Raw genomic sequence first — 22,395 nt, 5'->3', positions numbered from 1 at the left:
TACTCCCCAAAGAGGATAACTCTACTATGGCAACAAGTTGCCAAGTATCGTATAGCGAGGATGACATCCTTTGTGCGAGGATGACGCCCTCTACGCGAGGACGATGTCCAAACTAGTTACCGCGTTCGAAGCGGATGAAGTTCACGACCTTCAGGCTGGAAAGACCGAGCTGCTTGGCAACGACTTCCTGGAGGTAGTCCTTGACGCTGAGCTTCTTCGGGTTCTTTTCGGACATGAAGAATTCCTGATCTTCGAGAACGATTTCCTTGAGGACCTTAGCCACGCGGCCATCGATCTGGCGCTGCATGAACTCAGGCTTGGTCTGCTTGCCAGAAGCTTCGATCTGGGCCTTGGCAATTTCCTTTTCCTTCTCGATCGTTTCGGCCGGGACTGAAGCATCGTTCAGGGCAACCGGAGCAAATGCGGCAGCCTGCATAGCGATGTCCTTGGCGGCAGCCTTGAGGGCGGCTTCGTCGGCAGAGCCTTCGAATGCGAGTTCGGTAATCACACCGATCTTGCCCTTCATGTGGCTGTAAACACCGAACACGGAATTCGGGACCTTCTTGAGTTCGCCGAACTTGCGGAAGTCGATGTTTTCCTGGATCTTCACGAGAACGTCGGCGAGGCGGTCGGCAATCTTCACGCCGTCGACGACAGCGTTCTTGAGGTCTTCGACGGAGGAGATAGCCTGCGTTTCCACGGCCTTGACGGCGAGGTTTGCGAGAGCAACGAAGTCATCGTTGTTGGAAACCGGTTCGGTTTCGCAAGAGAGTTCGAACGCAGCAGCCTTGTCGGCAGTTTCCACGAGGTAGATGCGGCCTTCCTTGGCAGCCTTGTCGGCGCGCTTTGCAGCGACGGCGGCACCCTGCTTGCGGAGGAGCTCGACGGCCTTGTCCATGTCGCCGTCAGTCTCGGTGAGGGCCTTCTTGCACTGCATCATGCCCACGCCAGTCTTCTGGCGGAGTTCGTTAACGAGGGAAGCGGTAATCTGCATATTACTTGTCCTCGCCGTTGTCGAACTTCTTCGGTTCTTCCTTGTCGGCCTTCTTGTCGTTGGCGACGCGGGCCTTGACGTTGGCGGCGATGTAGTCCACAATGAGCTTGATGGACTTCACGGCGTCGTCGTTAGCCGGCACGGGGTAATCCACGAGGGTCGGATCGACGTTCGTGTCGCAGATGCCAATGATAGGAATGTGGAGGCGACGGGCTTCGGCCACGGCAATCTTTTCGTGGGCGAGGTCGGTCACGACCAGGAGACCCGGAAGGTTCACCATTTCACGGATGCCACCGAACACGGAAAGGAGCTTTTCGCGTTCGCGGTTCTTGTCGAGCACTTCCTTCTTGGAGAGGGCCTGGAACGTACCGTCGTTTTCCATGGCGTCGATCTTGTCGATCTTCTTGATGGACTTGCGGACCGTCTGGAAGTTGGTGAGCATACCGCCGAGCCAGCGGTTGGTAACGGAGAACTGGTTGCAGGCGGCAGCGGCGTCGAGCACGCACTGACGGGCAGTCGGCTTGGTGCCAACGAAGAGCACGGTCTTGCCAGATTCAGAAATCTTGGCGGCGGCCTTGGCGGCTTCTTCGAGGAGGTCGCGAGTCTTGGACAGGTTGAGAACGTAGATACCGTTCTTCTCGGCCAAGATGTAGGGTTTCATTTTCGGGTTCCAGCGCTGAGTCTGGTGACCAAAGTGGGAGCCTGCTGCAAGCAGATCTTCAACGGAAGGCAGATTTGCCATAATGTATTCCTTTTCGGTTGTTACTACCCGGCATGCAAATAAGCCGCGAAGCGATGCCCTGACTCGGGGAGAACCTCAGGCCCAGGACCGCGCCACCGAAGCGACTCTCGCAAACCGGTGATTGGTTTTACCCGGGCGAAATTGCCCGAGCGGGGTCAAATATAGAAAATCGAAGGAGTGGTGTCTAATGTATATTTGAACGAAAAAGCCGTAAAAAGGACCCCAAAATGTCCACTATCCGCAAAAGAATTTCCTCGAATTCCACGTCCCGTTCGGAACAAACCCTCTTCGACACCGCCGTCTGCCTGAATGACGCCTGGGATGTCTGGATGAACGTCCAACTGAACTTCGCCGTCAAGAAGAGCGGCACGAGCATAGACCACGAGGTGGACTGCATACTGTACCACCGGAAATACGGGATGCTCCTGATCGAATGCAAGGACGGGCACATATCCACGGAGGGAGCCCAAGGCACCGAAAAGGGGGTCATCTGGAAACAGGGGAACCGCATCATGGAGCGCTCCCCCATCGAACAAATCAAGGCAAGCACCCATCCGCTCCACGACTACTTCAGCGAGATGTTCCCCAAGGCCGGCCACCAGTACAACAGGATCCGCGTGCAGTGGGCGGTATGCTTCCCCGACATGGACAGCACGGGAAGGATCGGCAACAACGCGCTGCAGCCCCGGCACGCCATTTTAAAGTCCGACATCAAGAGCTACAACACCCTCGAACGCAAGATTAGGAAGATTCTCGAGACAGGGGAACTGTCATATGGCGGAAAGCCCTTCCCGAACGACGAGCTGAGCGACGAAGACTATGACAGGCTTATCAGTTTTTTGGGCTGCTTCGACGAACCCAGCTGGCCCGAACTCTGGGAAATGGAATCCAGGGCCCGCGTGGCACCCACCGCCTTCCAGGAAATGCTGATGGAATCCATCACCCGCAATCCGCGCATGCAGATCGAAGGGGTCGCCGGATCGGGCAAGTCCCTGCTGGTGCAATGGGAAACCCGCCGCCTCGCACGCGAAGGAAAGCGCGTCGCCGTGCTCTGCTACAACGACCTGCTGGCAGAACAGATGCGGCAGAACTTCAAGAACCTGGGACTCGACGAGAGCCAGGCCGTGGCGACAAGTTTCCACAAGCTGGCCGCCAAGTACGCACGCATCGCAAAGGTAGCGGGAGTCCCCCGCCGCGAACCGGAAGACGATGCCGCCAAATCGGAATATTACGACGCCGTCGTCGCAAGCCTGCCCGGTGCGCTAAAGACTCTCCGGGACAAAAAGAAGAACCTGTTCTTTGACGCGCTCGTCATCGACGAGGGGCAGGATTTCGAGAACAGGTGGCTCGATTCGGTCCTGCAACTCCTGAAGGATCCGCAAAAGGGAACCGTCCGCTTTTTCTACGACCCGAACCAGACCATCTACAAGGACCGGGACGTGCTGGGAAACAGGACCATCGGCGCAATGCCCGTGATGGTACTCAAGCGCGGTTTCCGCTGCACCAAGCGAATCCTGGAATGGGTCCACGACACAACCGACATCAGGATCCCGTGCTACGAGAACACCCCGGAAGGGCGGCCCGTGGATGTGCGGACATACACCGAGCCCAAGGAACAAGAGGAACTGCTGCTCAAGGAAATCGAGCGGCTCCACAAGAAGGGAGTAACCTTCGAGGACATCCTCGTCGTCTCGCTACGCAGCCGCAGGAATTCAGGACTTGCCTCCCTGAACAACGACACTTTCCGATGGAGCGACATCAGCGATTCCCTGAACGGGGCCGTCATCAACATCGTATCGGCCTACCGCTACAAGGGACTCGACAAGCGCGTGGTTATCCTGACGGACCTGAAACCCTCCAAGAACGGCCCGGGATACCCCCACAGCAACGCACACCTGATCCTGGTCGGAGCGACAAGGGCCAAGGAGCACCTGGTCGTGTTCCGGCAAAGGCACAGGATATAGGCGCCAGCGCAGGCTCCGTTACGCCACCCGCGTGACGCCGGGGCCGGTTATCGTGCTGTGGCCCTTCTGGCTGGTACTGCGTTCCAGCATGATTTTCTGGTTGATGCTGTTCACCACCGATTCCACGTGGGTGATGATTCCGAGCATCTTTCCTTCGCGTTGCTGGCAGCGGAGGCAGCTCATCACGTCTTCCAGGGTGACGTCGTCCAGCGTGCCGAAGCCTTCGTCCATGAAGAGCGATTCCACGCGCACGTTGCGGCTTGCGAAGTCGGCAATCCCGAGGGCAAGCGAGAGACTCACCAGGAACTTTTCGCCACCGGAGAGGTTCGAGATACGGCGGGCACTGTCGAATTCCGAATCGACCACCTTGAAGCCGAGGTTTCCTTCGGCGACAAGCCTGAAGCGGTCCTTGACAATCGCCAGGTGCTTGTTGGCGAGCTTCAGGAGCGACTTGAAGGTTAGCCCCTGCACGAAAGTGGCGAAGTCGCTGCCGTCCATTACGCCGAACCATTCACCCATCGCGTCCCAGCGGGAAAGTTCCGCCTTCTTTGCGTCGAGATCCTTCTGCAGAATCTGCAACTGGGCGACGTTTTCTGTATAGGCTTTCACGCGGGCGCGTGCGGCACCCGATGAGCCTTGCAGTTCGCCGAGTTCCTTTTCGACGGCAACTTTCCCCTCGGTAAGGGCCTGCAGGGGCATCTCGTCGGAGCGTTCCGCCTTCAGTTTTTCGAGGGTCCCGGTTGCCGCCTGCTTCTTGCCGGTTGCGGTAGCGATGGCAGCGTCGATGCGCTTCTTTTCGTTCTGCAACTTCGTGAATTCGGCTTCTTGCAGCAATGCGGCCTGGAAGGCAGCTTCGTCGGCGAAACCCTTCGCGGCGATTGCGTTCACGAACTTTTCGGTTGCGGTCTTGATGTCGCCCGCGGTCTTTTCAAGGGAACCCTTGAGCGCCAAAATCTGCGTATTGAGTTCATTGTGCCTGTTTTCGATATTGCGGAACGCCGTATCGGCAGCGTCGTACTTGTTGGCGGCTGCGGTCTTGCTGGCAGTTGCATCCTTCGCGACGGCTTCCACGTCCTTGTCGCCAAACTTCTCGTTGCGGGAACTGCGGAGTTCATCCAGCTTGCGGGAGACATCATCGAGGTTTGCGGTTTCCTTTTCGAGATGGTCCTGTTCATGCTGGACCTTCTTGCCGTACAGTTCCACGTTGTTGCGGGCGATGGCAAGATCATTCGAAAGTTTATCAAACTTGGTCTTGTTTGCGGTGAACTGCTGCAGGCGCAATTTCAGGTCGGCAAGGGTGCTGTCCGCGTTTGTAAGGTCAAATTCAGCCCAGGGCTTCCAAAGTTCCGCCACCTTTTCGCTCGCCTCGTTTTTCTGGCCGGTCAGCGATTCGATGTTTTCGTTTGTCGCATTCCCGGCGGTCAACGCGCGGCTCCGGGCATTTTCGTACTTCCCGAGTTTTGTATCCACGTCCAGCATCTTCGTGTTCAGTTCGCGAATCTTTTCGGCGGTGTTGCGCACGCGGGATTTGTCGGCTTCCGTTTCCTCCGAGTGTCCGCAGGCGGGATGTTCCGTAGAACCGCATACCGGGCATGCCTTGCCCTCTTCCAGGTGGTTCTGGATGACGTTGGCGAGCGCGAGGATATCGTTCCGGAACAGTTCGTTCTGCTGTTCGAGAAGTTCCTGTTTGAGCGCGTTTGCGTCATTGAGACCTTCTTCTGCCTTTTTCAAGTCTTCTGCGGCGACCTTTTTCGCCTTCTCCTCGTCGGCGATTTTCTTGTCGAACCCGCGGATGCTTGCGACAAGCGTTTCGCTCTGCGGGATAATTCCTGCGAGTTCCGCGTCCTTCGCGTTCGCTTCCTGGGTCTGTGCGAGGGATTCGACCTGCGGTTCGAGCGACTTGATGGCATCCTGCGCCTTTTTCAGTTCCGCTTCTGCTTCGGAGAGAGACTGTGCGGCGGTGGCCTTGCGGTTTTCGGCTTCGGCCTTCACGCTTGTCGCGTTTTTCACGTTCTGGTCGAGTTTGCGGATTTCGTTCCAGAGCGCTTCGTTTTCGGCGATAAACTGCTCGGTGGCCGTCTTCTCCTTTTCGGCGATGGCCTTGTTATCGCCCGCGGTTTTCAGGTCGCTTGCCACCTGCGGGAGCTGCTTCTGGAAATTTTCGAGTTTCGCCTTGTCGGAAGCCTCGTGCTTGCGAAGACCTTGCAGTTCCGTATGCAGCGTCGCGCATTCGCGGGCCTTCTCGGCATCTGCAAGCCGCTTCTCGTTGCCGGCGAATTCGCTCTTGTCCTTGTTCGCTTTTGCAAGTTCGGTTTCTGCGCTTTCCAGGCTGCGGGTGCTTTCGTTCATCGAGTTGCGCCAGGCGATACGGGCTTCGAGATCCTTCTTCTTGTCCGTGAGGGCCTTTTCCTTGTCCGCGACTTCTGCAAGCAGGGCTTTGTCCTTCTCGATGTCCTCGGCCTTGAGCATGGTGTTGTTCAACGCATCGAATGCCGCCTGCGAAGTGTCCTTTGCCGCTTTCGCCTCGCGCCTGTGGTCACCCACCTTCTTTCCGATGCGGCGGTACTTTTCGGTGCCGTTCAGTTTTTCGAGGATGTCGGCGCGTTCTCTTTCGTCGCTGGTGAGGAACTTGCTGAATTCGCCCTGCGCGAGCATGATGGAACGGCAGAACTGCGAGTAGTCCAGCTGGATAACTTCGGCATTCGCCTTGCCCAATTCGCCGTTCTTGCCGGTATTGCCGTCAAAAACCGGGTTTTCCGGACTGTCGATAGACCAGACTTTTCCATGGGCGGGCTGCAGGTTGCCATCAGCCTTGTCGCGGGCGCGGCGCTGGTTCCATTCCGACACGTAGGTGCCCTTGCGGCAGCGGTACGTGACGCGGGCGAAACAGGTGCCCTTGTCCGATGTCATGACGGCATTACCATCATTGCCGTTGTAGATTACACCCTGGCGCGGGGTGGCGCCGTAGAGGGCAATCGTGATGGCATCGAGAATGCTCGTCTTGCCCATGCCCGTCTTTCCGCTGATGACGAAAAGGCTGTGGTCCAGTTCGCTGTAGGAGGGGTCGGTAAAGTCGATGCACCACTTGCCGGCGAGACTGTTGATATTTTCGAATTCGACTTTCAGAATCTTCATGTACTAGACCTCCTCGCTGCCGGTTTCGTTGTTGACTTCTTCGACCACTTGCCTGAAGAGCGGGAGGTATTCATCGAGGGCCTTCTGGATACTTTCGTCCATTTCGGGCGCACCCATCCTGCTCATCACGAGACGCTTGAACACTTCCTCGTCGGTAAGGACGTCGACCGATTCGAGCGTATCGTCCGAGAAGGCGTCCGCCGCAAGGGTGTCGGCGCGTTTCACCTTCTTGCTCACGACCTCGAACGGGGCGCCTTCCAGCACGGATTCGAGCGCCTCGTTGATGCTCACGCCCGGAGCGTAGTCGTACACGACTTCGACCTTCAGGGGCTTTTCTGCGGGCGCATTTTTCAGCTGGTTCAGCTGCATGACGATATCCGCGACAGAGCCCGATACGCGCAGGAACTTGAAGTACTGTGGGGTCTCGATTTTCTGCACGGCGGGTTCTGCGCCCTTCTGCAGGTCGACACAGAGGATATGGTGCGGGATGTTTGCCTCGTCGAACCCGAGCACGAACGGCGAACCCGAGTATCGCACCTTCGGATTTTGTGCCACCATGGTGGTGTAGTGGATATGCCCGAGGGCCACGTAGTCGAGGCCTTCCGGGAAAACGGAGACGGGGATTGTCCCGAGGTTCCCGACAATATCGCGCATGCCGTGTTCCTTCGCGTCCCTGCCCTCGTCGTTTTCGGGGCGGCCTTCCAGCCTGGAGGCGTACAGGTGGCCCGTTGCCACGATGGGGATGTCGCGGCCGGCGCGCAGCTTTTCGGCGGCCTCGTAAACGACGCTGTAGAGCCCGCTGTATGTACTCTGGGCGAAATCCACTGCGTCTTCGGGCTTGAAACGGCGCAGTTCCGTTTCGCGTACATACGGGACTGCGGCGCTGATGCCCACGACGTTCCCGCTGGCATCCGTAAGTTCCTTCACAAGTTCTTCTACGGGGCGTTCCCCGAGGGAGCCTACCATCTGGATATTGATGGCGTCGAGCAGGTCGCGCGGGGCGTCGAGCAGTGCGCCCGAGTCGTGGTTCCCGCCGATGAGGACGATGTTCTTGCAGTCCGTTTCGAGCAGGGAGGCGAGAAACCGGAAATACTGCCTGCGCGCCTCGACGGGCGGGTTGGTGGTATCGAAGATGTCCCCCGCCACCACAAGGCACTGCGCCCCGAGTTCCACGACGCGTTCCTTGAGCCAGGCGAGGAACAGCTCGGTTTCTTTTTGGCGGTCGATGTCGTGCATCGAATTGCCCAGGTGCCAGTCGGCTGTGTGTATGAACTTCATGTTCTTCCTTTCCGGCCCGGAGCCGGAGTTCTTTATCACTTCAAATATAGTATCGTCAGGATGTCATAAAATGTCAAATGACTTTTGCTTTTTTTCAAACCTCTAAAAAACACTCGGGAACCTGAGCATACAATCTTCTCCTTGCTGTTTTTTTCTAAATTTGGGCGCATGGCAGAAAAGAAGAAGATACTCGTAATGGTCGCAAGCCCGAAGAACGAACGCAGCGGGACGCTTATCCCCACGAAAGCGTTCGTGCAGGGGCTCGAAGAGAACGGCGACTACGAAACCGAGTACCTCTTCATCGACCGCCTGAACATCAAGCCCTGCCGCGGGTGCCTCAGCTGCTGGGGCCGCCCCGACGGAAGCTGTTTCATCAAGGACGACGACATCCCGATGGTGCGCGAGAAGCTCATCAACTCGGATATCGTCATCTGGAGTTTCCCGCTGTTCCTGTTCAGCATCCCCGGGCAGATGAAGGTCCTGATGGACCGCATCGTGGGCATGGTCCACCCCTACATGGGCCAGAAGCTCAAGGATGGCGCGAACGCACTCAACTCGCACCTGCATGGGCTCCAGTTCCAGAAAGAAGGCCAGAAAATCATCCTGCTTTCGAGCTGCGCCTGGATGGACATCGACGTGGTTTACGAGCCCATCCGCAAACAGTTCGACATCATTCTCGGGCACGAGGGATACACGCTCATCGCCTGCCCGCAGATGCGCGCACTCGACCACCGCGGTGGCCCGCGCCGCCTCAACATGCTTCGTGAAAAGTACCGCAAGGGCGGCGCAGAACTTGCAACTACCGGCAAACTCTCGCAGGAAGCAATCGACCTGATGCAGAAGCCCATCTTCAGCGACGATGCCTACGTGACGCTCGTGACCGAGTTCGTCACGCACATGTTCGACCGCCCGGACAACTTCTAGAAACTCTGGTTTTTAGCGATGAAACTGATTGCCGCCTATATCTGCGTTTCGCTCTTTTTCGTGCTGCTCCGCGGCAAGCTGTTCTACAGGTTGGAAACCCGCAGGCAGACTGCATTCAACAGTATCCGCGTTTGCGCCGAGATGCTTGCGCTTACCTGGGTAATGTCGTACTTCACCGGGAACCCGCCCCCCTCGACAAAGCACGTGCTGTTCGCAGCAATCCTCTGGGGCGCCATATTCGCATGGAAGTTCGTCACCTTCAAAAAAACCGGTGCGCAGCCCTCATGCAAGTGGTCGTTCGCGTTCCCGGTTGCACTATTTACAATCCTGTTCATCCGCGTTTCGGCCATCTGGACATTGCGCACGTTCCCGGTAAACGACGTGGAGTCGGTCATTACCACACTCAACCTTCCCCTTGACGGCTTCACCGTCATTTTCATCAAGAGCTACCTACTGCGCGTCCTGCTGCCCATCGTCCTCATGACCGCGGCACTTTCCTACTTCTTCGGCGAAATCTGTTCCATTTTCAAGAAGCCCAGGATTACATGCGCAGTGCTGACCTCCGCCGGCGCCATTGTTTTCCTCGCATCCTTCATCAACAAGATTCCCGTCTCCAAGTATATCGAAGCCATCCAGAACGAGACCGCAGTCACGGAAAGCGACCTCCTGGAAAAATATTTCGTGGACGCCGATTCCCTGCACATAACCTCGCCCGAAAAACCGCGCAACCTCATCTGGATTTTGATGGAATCCATGGAAAATACGTTCGCGGACACGGCAAGCGGCGGCGAGGCGGCAACGAACTACATTCCCGAAATCACCCAGCTCTTCGAAAAGAACACGGGCTTCTCGCATTCCGACAGGTTCGGCGGCGGACACGACATGCTGGGTTCGTACATGACCATTACCGGAACATTCTCCAAGGCGACCGGCATCCCGCTGCTGTCGCGCCTGCGCCTCAACAACAAGTTCGTTCCCGGGGCGAGAAGCATCTGGGAAACCCTGCGCCGCTACGGCTACGAGAACTACTTCATCATGGGTACGGATTCCAGGTTCACCATGTTCAACTGGTTCCTGGAGCAGCACGGCATAGACCGCATCTACGACGTAAGGACTCTGCAAGGAACCAAGCAAGAAGTAGACGAAAAACTGAAGAACATCCATTCCTTCGATGCCGGGCTCACAGATAACAGCCTCTTCACCGCATCCAAAAACTATATCGATTCCATATCGAAAAACGGCAAGCCATTCTCGGTTTCCATCCCGACCATCAGCACGCACTTCCCCTACGGATTCTACGACCCAAATTGCCTCGAGAAGCCCGCCTCGAGTTCGGACGAGGACTACTACAAGGCGACCCTGCGCTGTTCCTCGCGCGAGGTGAACGAATTCGTGGAATGGTGCCAGAAGCAGGACTTCGCCGAAAACACGCTTATCGTCATCGTCGGCGACCACCTCTTCATGAATAATTTTCCCGGGAAGTTCCTCGCCCATGCGCGTGAAGAAAATCGCGGTTGGGTCACCATCCTGATAAACCCGACCAAGAATCCCGAAACCAGGCGCAGGCAGTTCACCTCCATCGACATCGCGCCGACAATACTCGAGGCCATGGGCTTTGACATCGCCGAGCACCGGTTCGGGCTGGGAGTATCGCTGTACTCGGAAGAGAAGACCCTGCTCGAAATCTTCGGCGCGGATTCGCTCGAAAAGGAACTCCAGGCTCTTGCCCACGATCCCAAGTTCTTCAAGCGGTTCGTCCTGGAATAACTATAATAAAGAACTTCGGCAAGCAAAGCCTGCCTCGCGCACACCTGCGGTGTGCAAAAAGAAAAACCCTGGCAGATGCCAGGGTTTTCCGTAAAAGCGATTTCGCAGATTAGCGCTTGCTGAACTGGAAGTGCTTACGGGCCTTCTTGCGGCCGAACTTCTTACGTTCAACGGCACGGGCGTCACGAGTCATGAGGCCTTCCTTCTTGAGGGCGGGCTTCACTTCGGCGTCGTTGGCGACGAGAGCGCGAGAAATGCCAAGACGGACAGCGCCCATCTGGCCGGCGATTCCACCGCCGCGAGCGGTGACTTCGACGTCCCATTCTTCCGCGTTGCCGAGGATGGCGAACGGAAGGTTGGCAATCATGTTCTGCACTTCGGAATGGAAGTAATCCTTGAAATCACGACCATTGATAGTGCGCTTGCCGGTACCCGGCTTCAGGATCACAGCGGCGATGGCGTTCTTGCGGCGGCCCGTGCCACGGTAGATCTTCTTGTTCTTTGCGGTAGCGATAGAGGTATCCTCCGTTCTAAAGATTAGAAGTCAACGACTTCGGGGTTCTGCGCAGCGTGCGGATGTTCGGCGCCGGCATAGATTTTGAGTTTCTTAACCATCTTGTGGCCAAGAGCGCTGTGAGGGAGCATACCCCAGATGGCAGCGGTCAGCGGGGCGGTCGGATCCTTAGCCATGAGGTCGGCAAAGTTGATCCAGCGTTCGCCGGCGATGTGACCGGTGTGGTGGAAGTATTCCTTCTGCAGGTTCTTGTTGCCGGAAACGGCAACCTTGCCGGCGTTGATGACAACAACGAAGTCACCAGTGTCGACGTTCGGGGAATAGATGGCCTTATGCTTGCCCATGAGGAGGCGAGCAACTTCGCTTGCAACGCGTCCCATCGGCTTGTCAGCGGCATCCACAAGCTTCCACTTGCGGGTGACGGACTTCGGGTTTACCGTAATGGTCTTCATGTAAATCCTCTAGGTGAATTAGATTCCCGGACATCGGCGCCCAGGAAAAGCAAGACAAATATAGATGGATTCGGCAAGGGAATCAAGGGTAAAAAATCGAATTTTTCAAGAAAAGTCCGTAAAATCGGCAATTTTTATTCTACTAATTGCATGAATTAGTAGAATTATATCAACATTTTACAAAAAAACGTCATTTCTTAGGGCGGTTCTTGCGGATGAACGCCAGGGCCTTGCTCCGGCGGCGGGCGGTCTCCTGCAGGTTCACGGATTCGTCGTACTCGTCCACGATTTCGCGGCCGAGGATTTCTTCGAGCACGTCCTCGAGACTCACGATACCCGCGATGGCGCCGAACTCGTCCACCACGCCCACCATGTGTCCGCGCTGCTTCAAGAACCGGAGCAAGAGCTTGTCGAGCATGACGCTGTCGGGAATGAGCTGCAAGGGACGCATGAGCTTGCGGAGCTTCACGTCGCGGTTTCCCTCGGCAAGCTGGTTGTAGGCATCGCGCCTGAGCACGATCCCGATCCACTCGTCCTTCTTTTCGCCATGGAGCGGGATGCGGGAGAAAGGCCAGTTGCCGCGCTCGTCGAGCGTCTCGCCGATGGTCTTGTCGGCAGGGAGGCTGAACACCACCTGGCGGGGCGTCATCACCTTGCGCGCGGGCACGGACTTGAGCGACAGGATATTCTTGATAACGGATGCCTGCTGGCGGTCGATGACATCTTCGCGGAGCCCGAGACTCACGAGGCTGTTGATGTCCTCGACGCTCACGTCCTTCTTCTCCTCGTCCTCGTGCGTCCAGTGCTTGGTGAGCGTAAGGCACAGCCAGATGAGCCCCGTCCACCCGAGAATCTTCGTAATGTAGTAGAACGGCACCGCGACAAGCGGGGCGAACGTCTTCGCCTGCTTTACGCCGAGCGTCTTGGGAGTGATTTCGCCAAAAAGCAGGATGAGAATCGTGAGGACAATCGGGAGTGCCATGGCACCCGTCGGGGAAAGCCGTTTTACCGCGAGCGCCGTCGCAAGCGAGGCTCCCACCGTATTCGCGACAGTGTTCACGATAAGCACCGAGGCGATGTAGCGGTCGATGTTTTCCTTAACATGCGTGAGGTACCTGGCCGTAAACTTCTTGTTCTTCTGCAGGAACTCGACCGTCGCGGGCGGCACACTATAGAAAGAAGCTTCCGTCACGGAACAGAACGCCGAGGCGGCAAGGCAACAGAGGACTGTAACGACAATGGCTAGCATATTCGCGTCCGGCGGCTAGAGGCCCCCTCCCAACAGCGATTGTTCCAAGAGCGCAGGATCAACCGCCCAGAACTGCACACGATCCAGGTCCGAAAGCGTTTCGAGGAGAGCCTTCGCGGAGACGTCCGGCACGATGTCCGATTTCCCGGTCGAAAGCGAAACAAGCTCTATTTCGGAGCGCTCGCTAATTCCTGCGAGCCTACGGGCTTCTTCGATGGCATTTTCGATGCCTCCGATTCCCTGCACGAGGCCGTATTTGTGAGCCTTCCAGCCGACAAACACGCGGCCACCACCATAGGCGCTATCGACAGTTGCGTCGGCAATCCCGGTCGCCTTCGAGACGACGCCCACGAACCTTGCGTAAAACTCGTCCATGTAATCCTGGAGGGCCTTCCTCTCGTCGTCCGTCCACGAGCGCGTGAAGGTTTCGGCATCGGCATGCTCGTGCGTCTTGACCGTTTCCGCCTTCAGGCCAAGCTTGCTCATGAGCCCGGAAGCGTCGATCTTCCCGCCGTAGATGCCGATGCTCCCGACAATGGAAAACGGCTCCGCGAAAATCGCGTCCGCACCGCAAGCGATATAGTAGGCGCCCGAAGCCCCGACACTGCCGATGCTTGCGACCACGGGAATCCCGCGGGCCTTCACGGCTTCGAGGGCGGCCCAGATTTTGTCGGACGCAAGTGCGCTCCCACCCGGGGAAGAGATGCGGAGCACAAGCGCGTCGGCCACGCCGGGCAGGCGGTTGAGCGCCGCCGAGACTTCTGCTTCCATGCGGGAATCGATGGTGCCGTCGATATTCAGGAGCGCGATTTTCGAGCGGCGCGACCAGCTTTCGGTAAAGATCTTCCTGGATGTCGGGTTCCAGTCCCTGTAGCGCGCCTGCGGGGCATCGACATCGAAGAAAGTCTTGAGCGCGTAGGCGGGGACCTGGTCGATGTAGAGGAGCGTATCCACGAGGCCGGCCTTTTTCGCCGCCGAAGCGGAGATTACCGGAATCGAGGCGAGAGAATCGAGCGGTTTCTTCGTCGCGTAGGCATCATGGGCATTGTTCGACTTGCGGCCCGCAACCAGCATGGAGGTGAAGTCCCAAAGGTCCTTGTAGAGTACGGTCCTGTTCTCGCGGGCTTCCGCAGACATGGAATCGGCCACGTAGGGTTCCACCGCCGACTTGTAGTCACCATGCTTGAGGAACTCCACCTTCACGCCCAGCTTGTCGAGGAGGCCCTTGTAAAAAAGCGTATTCCCGCCGAGACCGCGCCAGGTCAGGTGCGCCGAAGGTTCTGCAACAATGCGGTCGACCGACGCCGCAGCCACGAGCACAGACAAACGAATATCATCGACATAGGCGACCACCTTCGTGCCACGGGCCTTGAGTCTCATGACGTAACCATAGATTTCACTCGAGACCCCCAGGTTCCCGCGGTAGCCCGAAAAGTCGAGAATCACGAGACCAGCAGCCGGGTCGAGCATCAGGTGTTTGAACAAATTACGCACCTTGGAAAGTCCGATGTCGCGGCTCCCGATAAACGGTATGGCTTCGCTCTTTTCCACCACGTCGGTATTGAGGGGAACGCGCACGACCTGCGCAAAGCGCGACGCCTTCGGGTTCCTTGCGGAATGGTAGCCCCACGCCCCGCGTTTCGGGAGCATGTCGTCGAAGAAGGTGAGCGCAAAATCGTTGTAGCCGCCAAGCGACGTGGCAACCGTCAGTTTCCATTCGTCATCGCCATAGAGGGGCATCCGGAAACCGAAACGGAAACCGTATATTCCGAGTTCCAGGAGCAGGCGGTGGCTTTCCCAGTTTTCCCAGTCGTAGCTCACGGAGAAATGACTTCCAAGGCGGATAGTCGCGCCCAGGTTGTGGATGCGTTCCTGCGACTGCGGCCCCAGATAGAGCAGGTTCTCGCAGGAATATCCCAGCGAGAAGAACCGTAGCGGACGGAGCAGGAACCCCTGCGTAAAAGTCCACTCCGTGCCTTCGAAATCGGCGCTGCGGAGCGCGGTCACGCGCGATCCGGAAAAGAGCATGCGGCTAAACATCGGGAACGAAAACGCGGCGTTCCATCGCGATTCGTCAAAGCCTTCTCCATCGGTGCGGTAATCAAATCCGACAGCGAGCCGTTCGAGGTTTCCCCCGACGCGGAATGCCGAAATCCCGTTGTCGTATTGGTAGTCGAGCAGGGCTCCCCTCGAATCGAACGAGGAAACACCGGCGGGGTTCCCGAAGATGCCGTGTTCGTATTCAAGCGACACAAAGCCCGATTCGCCGGGGATGTAAGCAAAAGAAAGCGCCGCAAAGGCGAAAAACAGTGCAAGGAATTTCTTCATCGCTTTTATTTTAGCAATTTTTCTATATTCATAATTATAACTATCTAAAAATTAACGGTTGTATCATGGCGTCATCAAAGAAAAAAGAAGATTCGGACTACGTCGAATTTTTCAAGGACATGGTGAAAAACTGGAAAATACTCCTCCCCTGCCTATTCATCGCAGGAGTTGTCGGTGTATTCGTCGCATTGTGGATCCGCCCCGTCTATAAGGTCGACGCCCTTTTACAGATCGAGACGAAAAACAACAAGAACATGGGAATGATGGCCGGACTCGGGAGCCTTTTCGCGACAGCCAGCCCGGCAGAGACGGAAATCGAGCTCATCATGAGCCGCCAGATTATCGGCGAAGCCGTCGAGAAGATGCACCTGCAGTATGACGCGGAACCGCTGAACAAGCTCGACAGGCTGCTCCACCGTGAAGGCAGGATGGAAGTGCACCAGTTCGAAGTCCCCTGGAGCAAGCTCCCCGCCGAAGAAATGGGCAAGCCCTGGTTCGCCGTGGCAAAGGACAGCGTGACCTTCGACCTTCTCGACCACAATGGAAAGAAGGTCCTGACGGGAACTCCCGGGCAGACCTACAGGACTCCCTACGCGGGCGACACCGTCTCCTTCAGCGTCTATTCGATGGAAGTCCAGCCGGGCCAGAAGTTCGCCATCACCAAGAAAAGTCGCCTGAATGCCATCGGTTCATTCAAGGGAGCCTTCTCCGTCAAGGAAAAAGGCAAGAAGACCGGCATCCTGGAATTCAGCTACCAGGATATCTACCCTGACCGCGCGACCACCATCCTGAACGAAATCGCCACGACCTACCTGCGGCAGAACGTGGAACAGAGGAACGCCGAAGCACAGAAGACGCTCGAATTCCTGGAAAAGCAGTTGCCCGAAGTCAAGGCACAGATGGACAGTTCGCTCCTGAAGTTCAATACCTACAGGAACAAGGTCGGCTCCGTCGATATCAACGCGGAAACACGCCTCGTTCTCGAGAACAGGACCAAGTTGCAGCAGGACCTGCTCGCGCTCCAGCAGAAGAAGCAGAGCGCCATCAGGCTTTTCCAGCCGGAACATCCGACCATCAAGACGCTCGAAGAGCAGGAAGCGACGCTCAAGCGTGAACTTGCCGCTAACAGCAGCGCGACCAAGAAGCTCCCCGCCACCCAGCAGGAAGTTCTCAAGCTCACGAACGAAGTGGAAACGAGCAAGATCCTGTACACGACGATGCTCAACAACATCCAGCAGCTGAAACTCGTATCTGCCGGAGAAGTGGGTTCCGTCCGTATTATCGACTTCGCGGAACAGGTAAACAAGCCATCCAAGCCGAACAAGAAGATTATCGTGCTCATCGCCCTCGTCATCGGCTTTGCATTCGGCGCGGCCCTCGTCCTCCTGAAAAGCAAGCTCAGCAACGGCGTCCGCGATGCGCACTTCATCGAACGCGAGACCGGGTTCAGCGTCTACGCAAAGGTCCCGAAAGGAAACCCGAACGGGACCAAGGGCACGCGCCCGCTCGCCGTGGTGGAACCCGACGACGTGGCCGTGGAATCGCTACGCGCCCTCCGCAGTTCGCTTGAATTCTCGATGAGCGAAGGCAGCAAGCCCATCATCGGCGTGAGCGGACTTATCCCCGGCGTGGGCAAGAGCTTTATCTCCGTGAACCTTGCCGCCCTCTATGCGGGTCTCGGCAAGAAGGTCCTCCTCATCGACGCGGACCTCCGCAAGGGCCGCCTGCACAAGGAATTCGGCATCAAGCGCGGCAACGGGCTTTCGCAGATCCTCCTGGGCGAAGCCACGGCAAGCGATGTCGTGAAGCCGACCGAAGTGGACAACCTCTTCATCATGCAGTGCGGAAACGTTCCCCCGAACCCCTCCGAACTCCTCGGCTCGAACCACTTCACGAACCTGATTTCGTCGATGGAAAGCGACTACGACCTCATCATCATCGACACGCCGCCTATCATGCTCGTCACCGACGCCGCCCTCGCCTGCCGCGTCGCATCGCAAATCGTGATGGTCATCGAGTACAACAGGCACAGCATCGACGCCATCCAGGACGGCATGAACCAGCTGCTCAAGGGCAACAGCACCGCCCACGCAAGCTTCGTCATCAACAAGTACGAACACGGCCATAGCGACGGTTACGGCTACAAGTACGGAAAATACTAGCGATGAATATCGGGCTCATTTTCGCCGGCGGAGTCGGCTCCAGGATGCACAGCAAGGAATTGCCCAAGCAGTTCCTGCGCATCCATGACAGGCCCATCATGGTCCACACCATCGAGCATTTCGAGCGGAATCCCGAAATCGACGCCGTGGTCGTGGTCTGCGTCGCCGAATGGATGGACTACTTTGGCAAGCTGGTCGAACAGTACCACCTGACCAAGGTGAGGAAGGTCGTTCCGGGCGGAAAGACCGGCCAGCTTTCCATCTACAACGGGCTTGTCGCCGCAAAGGAAGTCGCCGGAAACGAGAAGAGCATCGTGCTCATCCACGACGGCGTGCGACCGCTCATCAACAGCGAACTCCTGACAAAGAACATCGAATGCGTGAAGAAATACGGGACCTCCATCACGAGCGGAATCGTGAAGGAAACCATCGTGGAAATCGACGACGAGGGAGCCATCAAGCTGGTGCCCGACCGTGCGCATTCCAGGGTAGCTAAGGCGCCGCAGTGTTTCTGGCTCGACGACATTCTCGGAGCGCATCAGAAGGCTCTCGCCGAAGGGCGAGAGGACTTTATCGATTCGTGTACCATGATGCAGCACTACGGATTCAAGCTCCACATGACCGACGGCCCGTACGAGAACATCAAGATTACGACCCCGGACGATTTCTACACGATGCGCGCAATCCTCCAGGTCAAGGAAGACGCCCAGATTTACGGAATCGAGTAAATGTCCCTCAAGGCTATCCGCAATAGCGTCAGGAGCTCCAACTTTCCCCTGATAAAAGGACTGCTAGGGCTCCGCAAGTCCATCCACCACGCAGCGGACAGAATCTCGCTTACGACATCCGGCATTGTCTATTACCTCTGCAGGCTGCTCCCGCTCCAGGACAAGATTGTCGGCTCCACTTTCTGGGGGCGAAAGTACGGCGACAACACGCAGTTCGTGCTCGAAGAACTGCACCGGATTAACCCCGGCGTAAAGATTGTCTGGATTCGCAATTTCAAGTACAAGTACGACATACCGCAATACATGCGCGCCGTTTCGCACTTCGCTCACTGGCGCACCGCCTATGAATACGCGACGGCCAAAGTCTGGCTCGACACGCACCGGTTCCCGGGCAACGCCCGCAAGCGCAAGGGGCAGCTGGTTATCGAGACATGGCACGGCGGGCTCGGCATCAAGAAACTCGACCTCGACGTGCCCAAGTTCCGCGAGATGAAGCGAGTCGTTCGCGAGGTCAACAGGACATCGGCACTGGCCGACCTGTTCATTTCCAACTCCACGCACCTCACGAAGATCTACCGCAGCGCATTCAACTATCGCGGGAAAATCTGGAGGGCGGGATACCCAAAAAACGACGCCCTGTTCCAGGAACGCGGGCCATTCCGAAAGAAGATCCGCGACCTCTACGGCATCCCGCAAGACACGAGAATCCTGCTGTACGCCCCCACGTTCCGCGACAGCTTCAACGAGGCAGGTTTTGACCGGGGGCCATTCGACATCCATTTCGACAAGCTGCAAGGCGCGCTCCAGGAACGGTTCGGCGGCGAATGGAAAATACTTGTCCGCTGGCATCCGGTCATGGCGAACAGCATGAAGGATGTCGCCGAGATATACGGCAGCTCGGTTATCGACGCGACACGCTACCCCGACATGCAGGAACTCATCATGGCGACCGACGCGATGCTCTCGGACTACTCCAGCGGCATATTCGACGCAGCGATGCTTGCAATGCCGTGCTTCATGTTCGCGACCGACTTCGAGGATTACAGGCAGGACCGCGGCGTGTATTACGAACTTGAGGACCTTCCCTTCCCCTGCGGCAGGAACAACGATGAGCTTTTGGAACGTGTGCGGAACTTCAACGCAGAAGAATACAACGCCACATGGAAGGCCTTTACGGAAAGGGTCGGCCTGCACGAGACAGGGCATGCCGCAAAGGATATCGCGACCGTAATCAACGAATTCATCAAGGGGAATTCTGCGCCCCTGAACGAAATTCAGAATGACGAAATTCCGGGAGGCGGCAATGGCTAAGGTCGCCATCTACACGGTTCTCACCGGCGGATACGACACGCTCGAACAGCCCAAGGTCATCGACGAGCGCTTCGACTACTTCTGCTTCTCGAACGACATCGAGAAGGATACCATCGGAATCTGGAAGGTTCGCAAGTTCGAAGGCGAATTTCCCTCGAAACAGATCGAGTCGCGCTACCCGAAGATGCACCCGTACACAGTGCTGTCCGATTACGAATACAGCGTCTACATGGACGCGAACATCCGCATCGAGACTGCCGACTTCTACAATGCCGTGATGCAGAAGATCGATGCAGGCGTAGAACTTTCGGGCGTGAAGCACCCGTTCAGGAACTGCTGCTACGTCGAAGGCTATGTGGTATTCACCTACGGGCTCGACAAGTTTTCGACCATCGTGAAGGAGATGCGATTCATCCGCAAGGAAGGCCTGCCCAGGCGCTTCGGCATGTTCGAGGCGAACATCATCTTGCGCAGGCACGACAGCGAAAAGGTACGCAGGCAATGCGACATGTGGTGGAAGATGATAAACACGTATTCGCGCCGCGACCAGCTTTCGTACCCCTACACGCTCTGGAAATCGGGAATCGCGTTCGACTACCTGCTCCCCGAAAACGAGAATGCGCGCAACTGCCCGTGGCTCTACATGGAACAGCACAAGCGCGAAAAGAACATCTGGGGAAAAAGCCTGAACCGTATCGGGCGATTTGTCTACCGCAAGCTGGTCGGCTTCGAGAAATAGGGATTAGCGCCTCTTGGGCGGGAGCGTAATCATGTCGCCCCATTTCAAATCGGCTTCTTTCAAGAAAGTCGTATCGTATCCACTATCCGGGAAGAACGTGATTTCTCCAAAATAGACTTTTCCAGAAACACAATACAGATCTATTCGCGAAAACGGGAGACCTTTTGAAAGTTTCGCAGCGATACCGAACATCTCGTCAATGCAGGGAGGCTTTGGAATCGTGAAATCATCGGGCAAGTTTTGCGTTTCGATGTTCGGTTTCAGGAATTTCCAGTCGCGATCAAAAAAATAGAACTTGACATCGTGCAGGTGACGATCTACGCAGACCATCACGCAATCAACGCGTCCGTCAAAGCAGAAAAACTTGTAATCCGGAAGCCCTCCCAGAAGGTCGTCTTCCATAAATTGTTCCGCAATAATGCGCGGGCGGATATTCCTATAGGGCCATTCGCGCCAACGGTAGTAATAATTCCGCGCGAGGCTCTTCCCAATCTTTTCCCGGGCTGCAGCCTTGTCGAGTTCTTCCTTGTTGCGGCAGATGACAAGGCCGCCAGAATCATGTGTACACTTCAAGACAAATTCTTTCGGCAGTTTACCGAAATCGATATCGTCGAACTTATCCCATACGCCGAGAAGCGGAATGAGGTACTCCTCGCCAACGGTCTTCTTGACGTATTCGCGGACTCCGTACTTGTCAACCATTTCCGTATATTGCGGATTTTTGTTGTAGAACTTAAGCCACTGCAGTTTTTCGTTGAGCGTCCGCGGATTCTTCCAATTCAGCTTGTAGCCCATCTTTATGCGGAACATCCAGGACAGGAACAGCTTATCCGGCAGCCAATGGAGCCTGTCTTCCTTGACCATTTTCAGGAACTTGCGGTCAAGACGCTTTCGTATCTTTTCAACTAGGGAGGACATTGCCGAACCGTATTACACCCGTTCCAGTTTCATGCTTTCGATGGTGCGCCGGAACATCTCTTCCAGGCCGAATTCCGCCTTCCAGCCGAGGGTTTCGAGCTTCGTTGTATCGAGGCAGATTTTCACCACGGGATTGTAGCCGAGCTTTGTGGCGTCTTCCGCGATGTCGAACACGACCTTGCTCCTGCCGCCCGAGAACTTGTCGCACACGAGATGCGCCATGTCGGCGATGGAAATCGCGGTATCCTTGTTCGCGACGTTGTAGGCCTCCCCGACCGAGCCATTCACGAGCACGAGCAGGAGCGCCGTCACCGCATCCGCCGTGTAGCAATAGTTACGGAGCGTCTCGCCCTTCGTCTTTAAAACGATATCCGTCCCTTCGATGGCGCTGCGGGCAAACTGTGCGAATACGCGCCCGTCCACATACGCGACCCCCGCACCGAACGTCTGCGAGAGGCGCACGACCTTTATAGGCACGCCGTATTCCGAGGCGTAAGAGGCGCAGAGGCATTCTACCATGCGCTTGCCTTCGGAGTAGCAACTGCGGACCTTCATCGAGTCGATGTAGCCAGCCTCGGATTCTTGCATCTTCACGTGGCCTTCGGCCGGGACGCCATAGACTTCGAGCGAAGAGAGGTAGAGGAATCCCTTCACCTCGCTGCGGCGTGCAAGTTCCAACACGTTGCGCGTGCCGTCGATTGCCGTCGCGATGGTTTCCACGGGGTTCGTCACGAAATACTTCGAGCTTGTCGCGCTCGCCGTATGGATGATGTAGTCGACATCGCCGGCACCTTCAATGGGCGCGGTCACATCGCCTTTGACAATCTCGAATCCGGGCCGATTAACAAGACTCTCGAATTCGCGTTCAGCCTTCTCCCTGTTGCGGGCGAGAGCCTTTATCCTGATATCCTGATTGAACAGGCGATTACGGCAGGCAAGCGCACGCACCAGAAGCGAGCCGATAAGGCCGGTAGCGCCCGTCACGAGGACGGAGCATCCGCCAAGTTTGTCCCACGGGATGCACGCAGAATTCGCGATGCGTTCTACATCTCCCTGCAAGAAGCTATCCCGAGAAGATTCAATTCCTGTCATAAGCTATCGGCCCACCTGCTTTATTTCAAAAGGACAATATAGCATTTATCCCCCGTTTACAAGAGCCCTGCGGACACGGAAAATTCTATTATTATATG

General features: G+C 56.7%; 17 protein-coding genes. 7 read left to right on the top strand and 10 right to left on the bottom strand.

Annotated elements, in window-relative coordinates; genetic code table 11:
* Positions 1–112: 112 nt before the first annotated feature.
* Together tsf and rpsB are read right to left on the bottom strand one after the other, a co-directional pair.
* Complete coding sequence (gene tsf, locus B2952_RS10055; protein ID WP_072807889.1) at positions 113–994, bottom strand: translation elongation factor Ts; 882 nt, start codon at positions 992–994, stop codon at positions 113–115.
* A 1-nt stretch (position 995) separates the two neighbouring features.
* Positions 996–1,736, bottom strand: a complete 741-nt coding sequence (gene rpsB, locus B2952_RS10050; RefSeq protein WP_072807887.1) for a 30S ribosomal protein S2 — start codon at positions 1,734–1,736, stop codon at positions 996–998.
* 227 nt (positions 1,737–1,963) lie between these two features.
* Between rpsB and B2952_RS10045 the strand changes: the two genes are divergently transcribed.
* Entirely contained in the window at positions 1,964–3,700 is a 1,737-nt protein-coding gene (locus B2952_RS10045; RefSeq protein WP_290736660.1) for a nuclease-related domain-containing DEAD/DEAH box helicase, read from the top strand.
* 18 nt (positions 3,701–3,718) lie between these two features.
* On the opposite strand, the gene B2952_RS10040 is transcribed toward B2952_RS10045, so the two are convergent.
* Together B2952_RS10040 and sbcD are read right to left on the bottom strand one after the other, a co-directional pair.
* Positions 3,719–6,835 (bottom strand): SbcC/MukB-like Walker B domain-containing protein, encoded by a 3,117-nt coding sequence (locus B2952_RS10040; protein ID WP_290736663.1) that lies wholly within the window; start codon positions 6,833–6,835, stop codon positions 3,719–3,721.
* Between the two features lie 3 nt (positions 6,836–6,838).
* Positions 6,839–8,113 (bottom strand): exonuclease subunit SbcD, encoded by a 1,275-nt coding sequence (sbcD, locus tag B2952_RS10035; protein ID WP_290736666.1) that lies wholly within the window; start codon positions 8,111–8,113, stop codon positions 6,839–6,841.
* 168 nt (positions 8,114–8,281) lie between these two features.
* Here sbcD and B2952_RS10030 point away from each other — a divergent pair, with 168 nt between their 5' ends.
* Together B2952_RS10030 and B2952_RS10025 are read left to right on the top strand one after the other, a co-directional pair.
* Positions 8,282–9,037 (top strand): flavodoxin family protein, encoded by a 756-nt coding sequence (locus tag B2952_RS10030; protein WP_173365218.1) that lies wholly within the window; start codon positions 8,282–8,284, stop codon positions 9,035–9,037.
* Between the two features lie 18 nt (positions 9,038–9,055).
* Positions 9,056–10,804, top strand: a complete 1,749-nt coding sequence (locus tag B2952_RS10025) for an LTA synthase family protein (protein WP_290728659.1) — start codon at positions 9,056–9,058, stop codon at positions 10,802–10,804.
* 109 nt (positions 10,805–10,913) lie between these two features.
* Here B2952_RS10025 and rpsI read toward each other — a convergent pair whose 3' ends face one another.
* From rpsI to sppA, 4 genes are all read right to left on the bottom strand, one after another.
* Positions 10,914–11,318 (bottom strand): 30S ribosomal protein S9, encoded by a 405-nt coding sequence (rpsI, locus tag B2952_RS10020; protein ID WP_088636612.1) that lies wholly within the window; start codon positions 11,316–11,318, stop codon positions 10,914–10,916.
* Between the two features lie 23 nt (positions 11,319–11,341).
* Entirely contained in the window at positions 11,342–11,770 is a 429-nt protein-coding gene (gene rplM / locus B2952_RS10015) for a 50S ribosomal protein L13 (protein ID WP_173380878.1), read from the bottom strand.
* Positions 11,771–11,960: 190 nt separating this feature from the next.
* Complete coding sequence (locus B2952_RS10010) at positions 11,961–13,019, bottom strand: hemolysin family protein (protein WP_290736670.1); 1,059 nt, start codon at positions 13,017–13,019, stop codon at positions 11,961–11,963.
* Positions 13,020–13,034: 15 nt separating this feature from the next.
* The gene (gene sppA / locus B2952_RS10005; RefSeq protein WP_290728663.1) at positions 13,035–15,347 is read right to left on the bottom strand and encodes a signal peptide peptidase SppA; all 2,313 of its coding nucleotides are present in this window, start codon (positions 15,345–15,347) and stop codon (positions 13,035–13,037) included.
* Positions 15,348–15,412: 65 nt separating this feature from the next.
* On the opposite strand from sppA, the gene B2952_RS10000 reads away from it, so the two are divergent.
* Genes B2952_RS10000 through B2952_RS09985 form a run of 4 tightly spaced genes read left to right on the top strand, consistent with a single transcriptional unit; the run spans position 15,413 to position 20,287 of the window.
* Positions 15,413–17,509: a polysaccharide biosynthesis tyrosine autokinase gene (locus B2952_RS10000; RefSeq protein WP_290728665.1), complete on the top strand. Its 2,097-nt coding sequence runs from the start codon at positions 15,413–15,415 to the stop codon at positions 17,507–17,509.
* A 2-nt stretch (positions 17,510–17,511) separates the two neighbouring features.
* Entirely contained in the window at positions 17,512–18,237 is a 726-nt protein-coding gene (locus tag B2952_RS09995) for an IspD/TarI family cytidylyltransferase (RefSeq protein WP_173366360.1), read from the top strand.
* Positions 18,238–19,548 carry a CDP-glycerol glycerophosphotransferase family protein gene (locus B2952_RS09990; RefSeq protein ID WP_290728668.1) on the top strand — a complete coding sequence of 437 codons (1,311 nt, stop codon included), beginning with the start codon at positions 18,238–18,240 and terminating at the stop codon, positions 19,546–19,548. It begins immediately after the preceding gene.
* Entirely contained in the window at positions 19,541–20,287 is a 747-nt protein-coding gene (locus B2952_RS09985; RefSeq protein WP_290736673.1) for a glycosyltransferase domain-containing protein, read from the top strand. Before B2952_RS09990 ends, B2952_RS09985 begins: the two co-directional genes overlap by 8 nt.
* Positions 20,288–20,290: 3 nt before the next feature.
* Here B2952_RS09985 and B2952_RS09980 read toward each other — a convergent pair whose 3' ends face one another.
* Both B2952_RS09980 and B2952_RS09975 read right to left on the bottom strand, forming a co-directional pair.
* On the bottom strand, positions 20,291–21,205 hold the full coding sequence (locus B2952_RS09980) for an ATP-grasp fold amidoligase family protein (protein ID WP_173366363.1): 915 nt from the start codon (positions 21,203–21,205) through the stop codon (positions 20,291–20,293).
* Between the two features lie 12 nt (positions 21,206–21,217).
* Positions 21,218–22,297 (bottom strand): NAD-dependent epimerase/dehydratase family protein, encoded by a 1,080-nt coding sequence (locus B2952_RS09975; protein WP_290736679.1) that lies wholly within the window; start codon positions 22,295–22,297, stop codon positions 21,218–21,220.
* Positions 22,298–22,395 lie beyond the last annotated feature (98 nt).

The organism is Fibrobacter sp. UBA7003, assembly GCA_002449765.1.
Lineage (GTDB): Bacteria > Fibrobacterota > Fibrobacteria > Fibrobacterales > Fibrobacteraceae > Fibrobacter.
The sequence above is the reverse complement of the archived record's forward strand: the minus strand, read 5'-3'. Positions and strand labels throughout refer to the sequence as shown.

Coding starts and splice junctions, on each gene's coding strand:
- tsf (WP_072807889.1), bottom strand. CDS start 994: ATGCAGATTACCGCTTCCCTCGTTAACGAACTCCGCCAGAAGACTGGC.
- rpsB (WP_072807887.1), bottom strand. CDS start 1,736: ATGGCAAATCTGCCTTCCGTTGAAGATCTGCTTGCAGCAGGCTCCCAC.
- B2952_RS10045 (WP_290736660.1), top strand. CDS start 1,964: ATGTCCACTATCCGCAAAAGAATTTCCTCGAATTCCACGTCCCGTTCG.
- B2952_RS10040 (WP_290736663.1), bottom strand. CDS start 6,835: ATGAAGATTCTGAAAGTCGAATTCGAAAATATCAACAGTCTCGCCGGC.
- sbcD (WP_290736666.1), bottom strand. CDS start 8,113: ATGAAGTTCATACACACAGCCGACTGGCACCTGGGCAATTCGATGCAC.
- B2952_RS10030 (WP_173365218.1), top strand. CDS start 8,282: ATGGCAGAAAAGAAGAAGATACTCGTAATGGTCGCAAGCCCGAAGAAC.
- B2952_RS10025 (WP_290728659.1), top strand. CDS start 9,056: ATGAAACTGATTGCCGCCTATATCTGCGTTTCGCTCTTTTTCGTGCTG.
- rplM (WP_173380878.1), bottom strand. CDS start 11,770: ATGAAGACCATTACGGTAAACCCGAAGTCCGTCACCCGCAAGTGGAAG.
- B2952_RS10010 (WP_290736670.1), bottom strand. CDS start 13,019: ATGCTAGCCATTGTCGTTACAGTCCTCTGTTGCCTTGCCGCCTCGGCG.
- sppA (WP_290728663.1), bottom strand. CDS start 15,347: ATGAAGAAATTCCTTGCACTGTTTTTCGCCTTTGCGGCGCTTTCTTTT.
- B2952_RS10000 (WP_290728665.1), top strand. CDS start 15,413: ATGGCGTCATCAAAGAAAAAAGAAGATTCGGACTACGTCGAATTTTTC.
- B2952_RS09995 (WP_173366360.1), top strand. CDS start 17,512: ATGAATATCGGGCTCATTTTCGCCGGCGGAGTCGGCTCCAGGATGCAC.
- B2952_RS09990 (WP_290728668.1), top strand. CDS start 18,238: ATGTCCCTCAAGGCTATCCGCAATAGCGTCAGGAGCTCCAACTTTCCC.
- B2952_RS09985 (WP_290736673.1), top strand. CDS start 19,541: ATGGCTAAGGTCGCCATCTACACGGTTCTCACCGGCGGATACGACACG.
- B2952_RS09980 (WP_173366363.1), bottom strand. CDS start 21,205: ATGTCCTCCCTAGTTGAAAAGATACGAAAGCGTCTTGACCGCAAGTTC.
- B2952_RS09975 (WP_290736679.1), bottom strand. CDS start 22,297: ATGACAGGAATTGAATCTTCTCGGGATAGCTTCTTGCAGGGAGATGTA.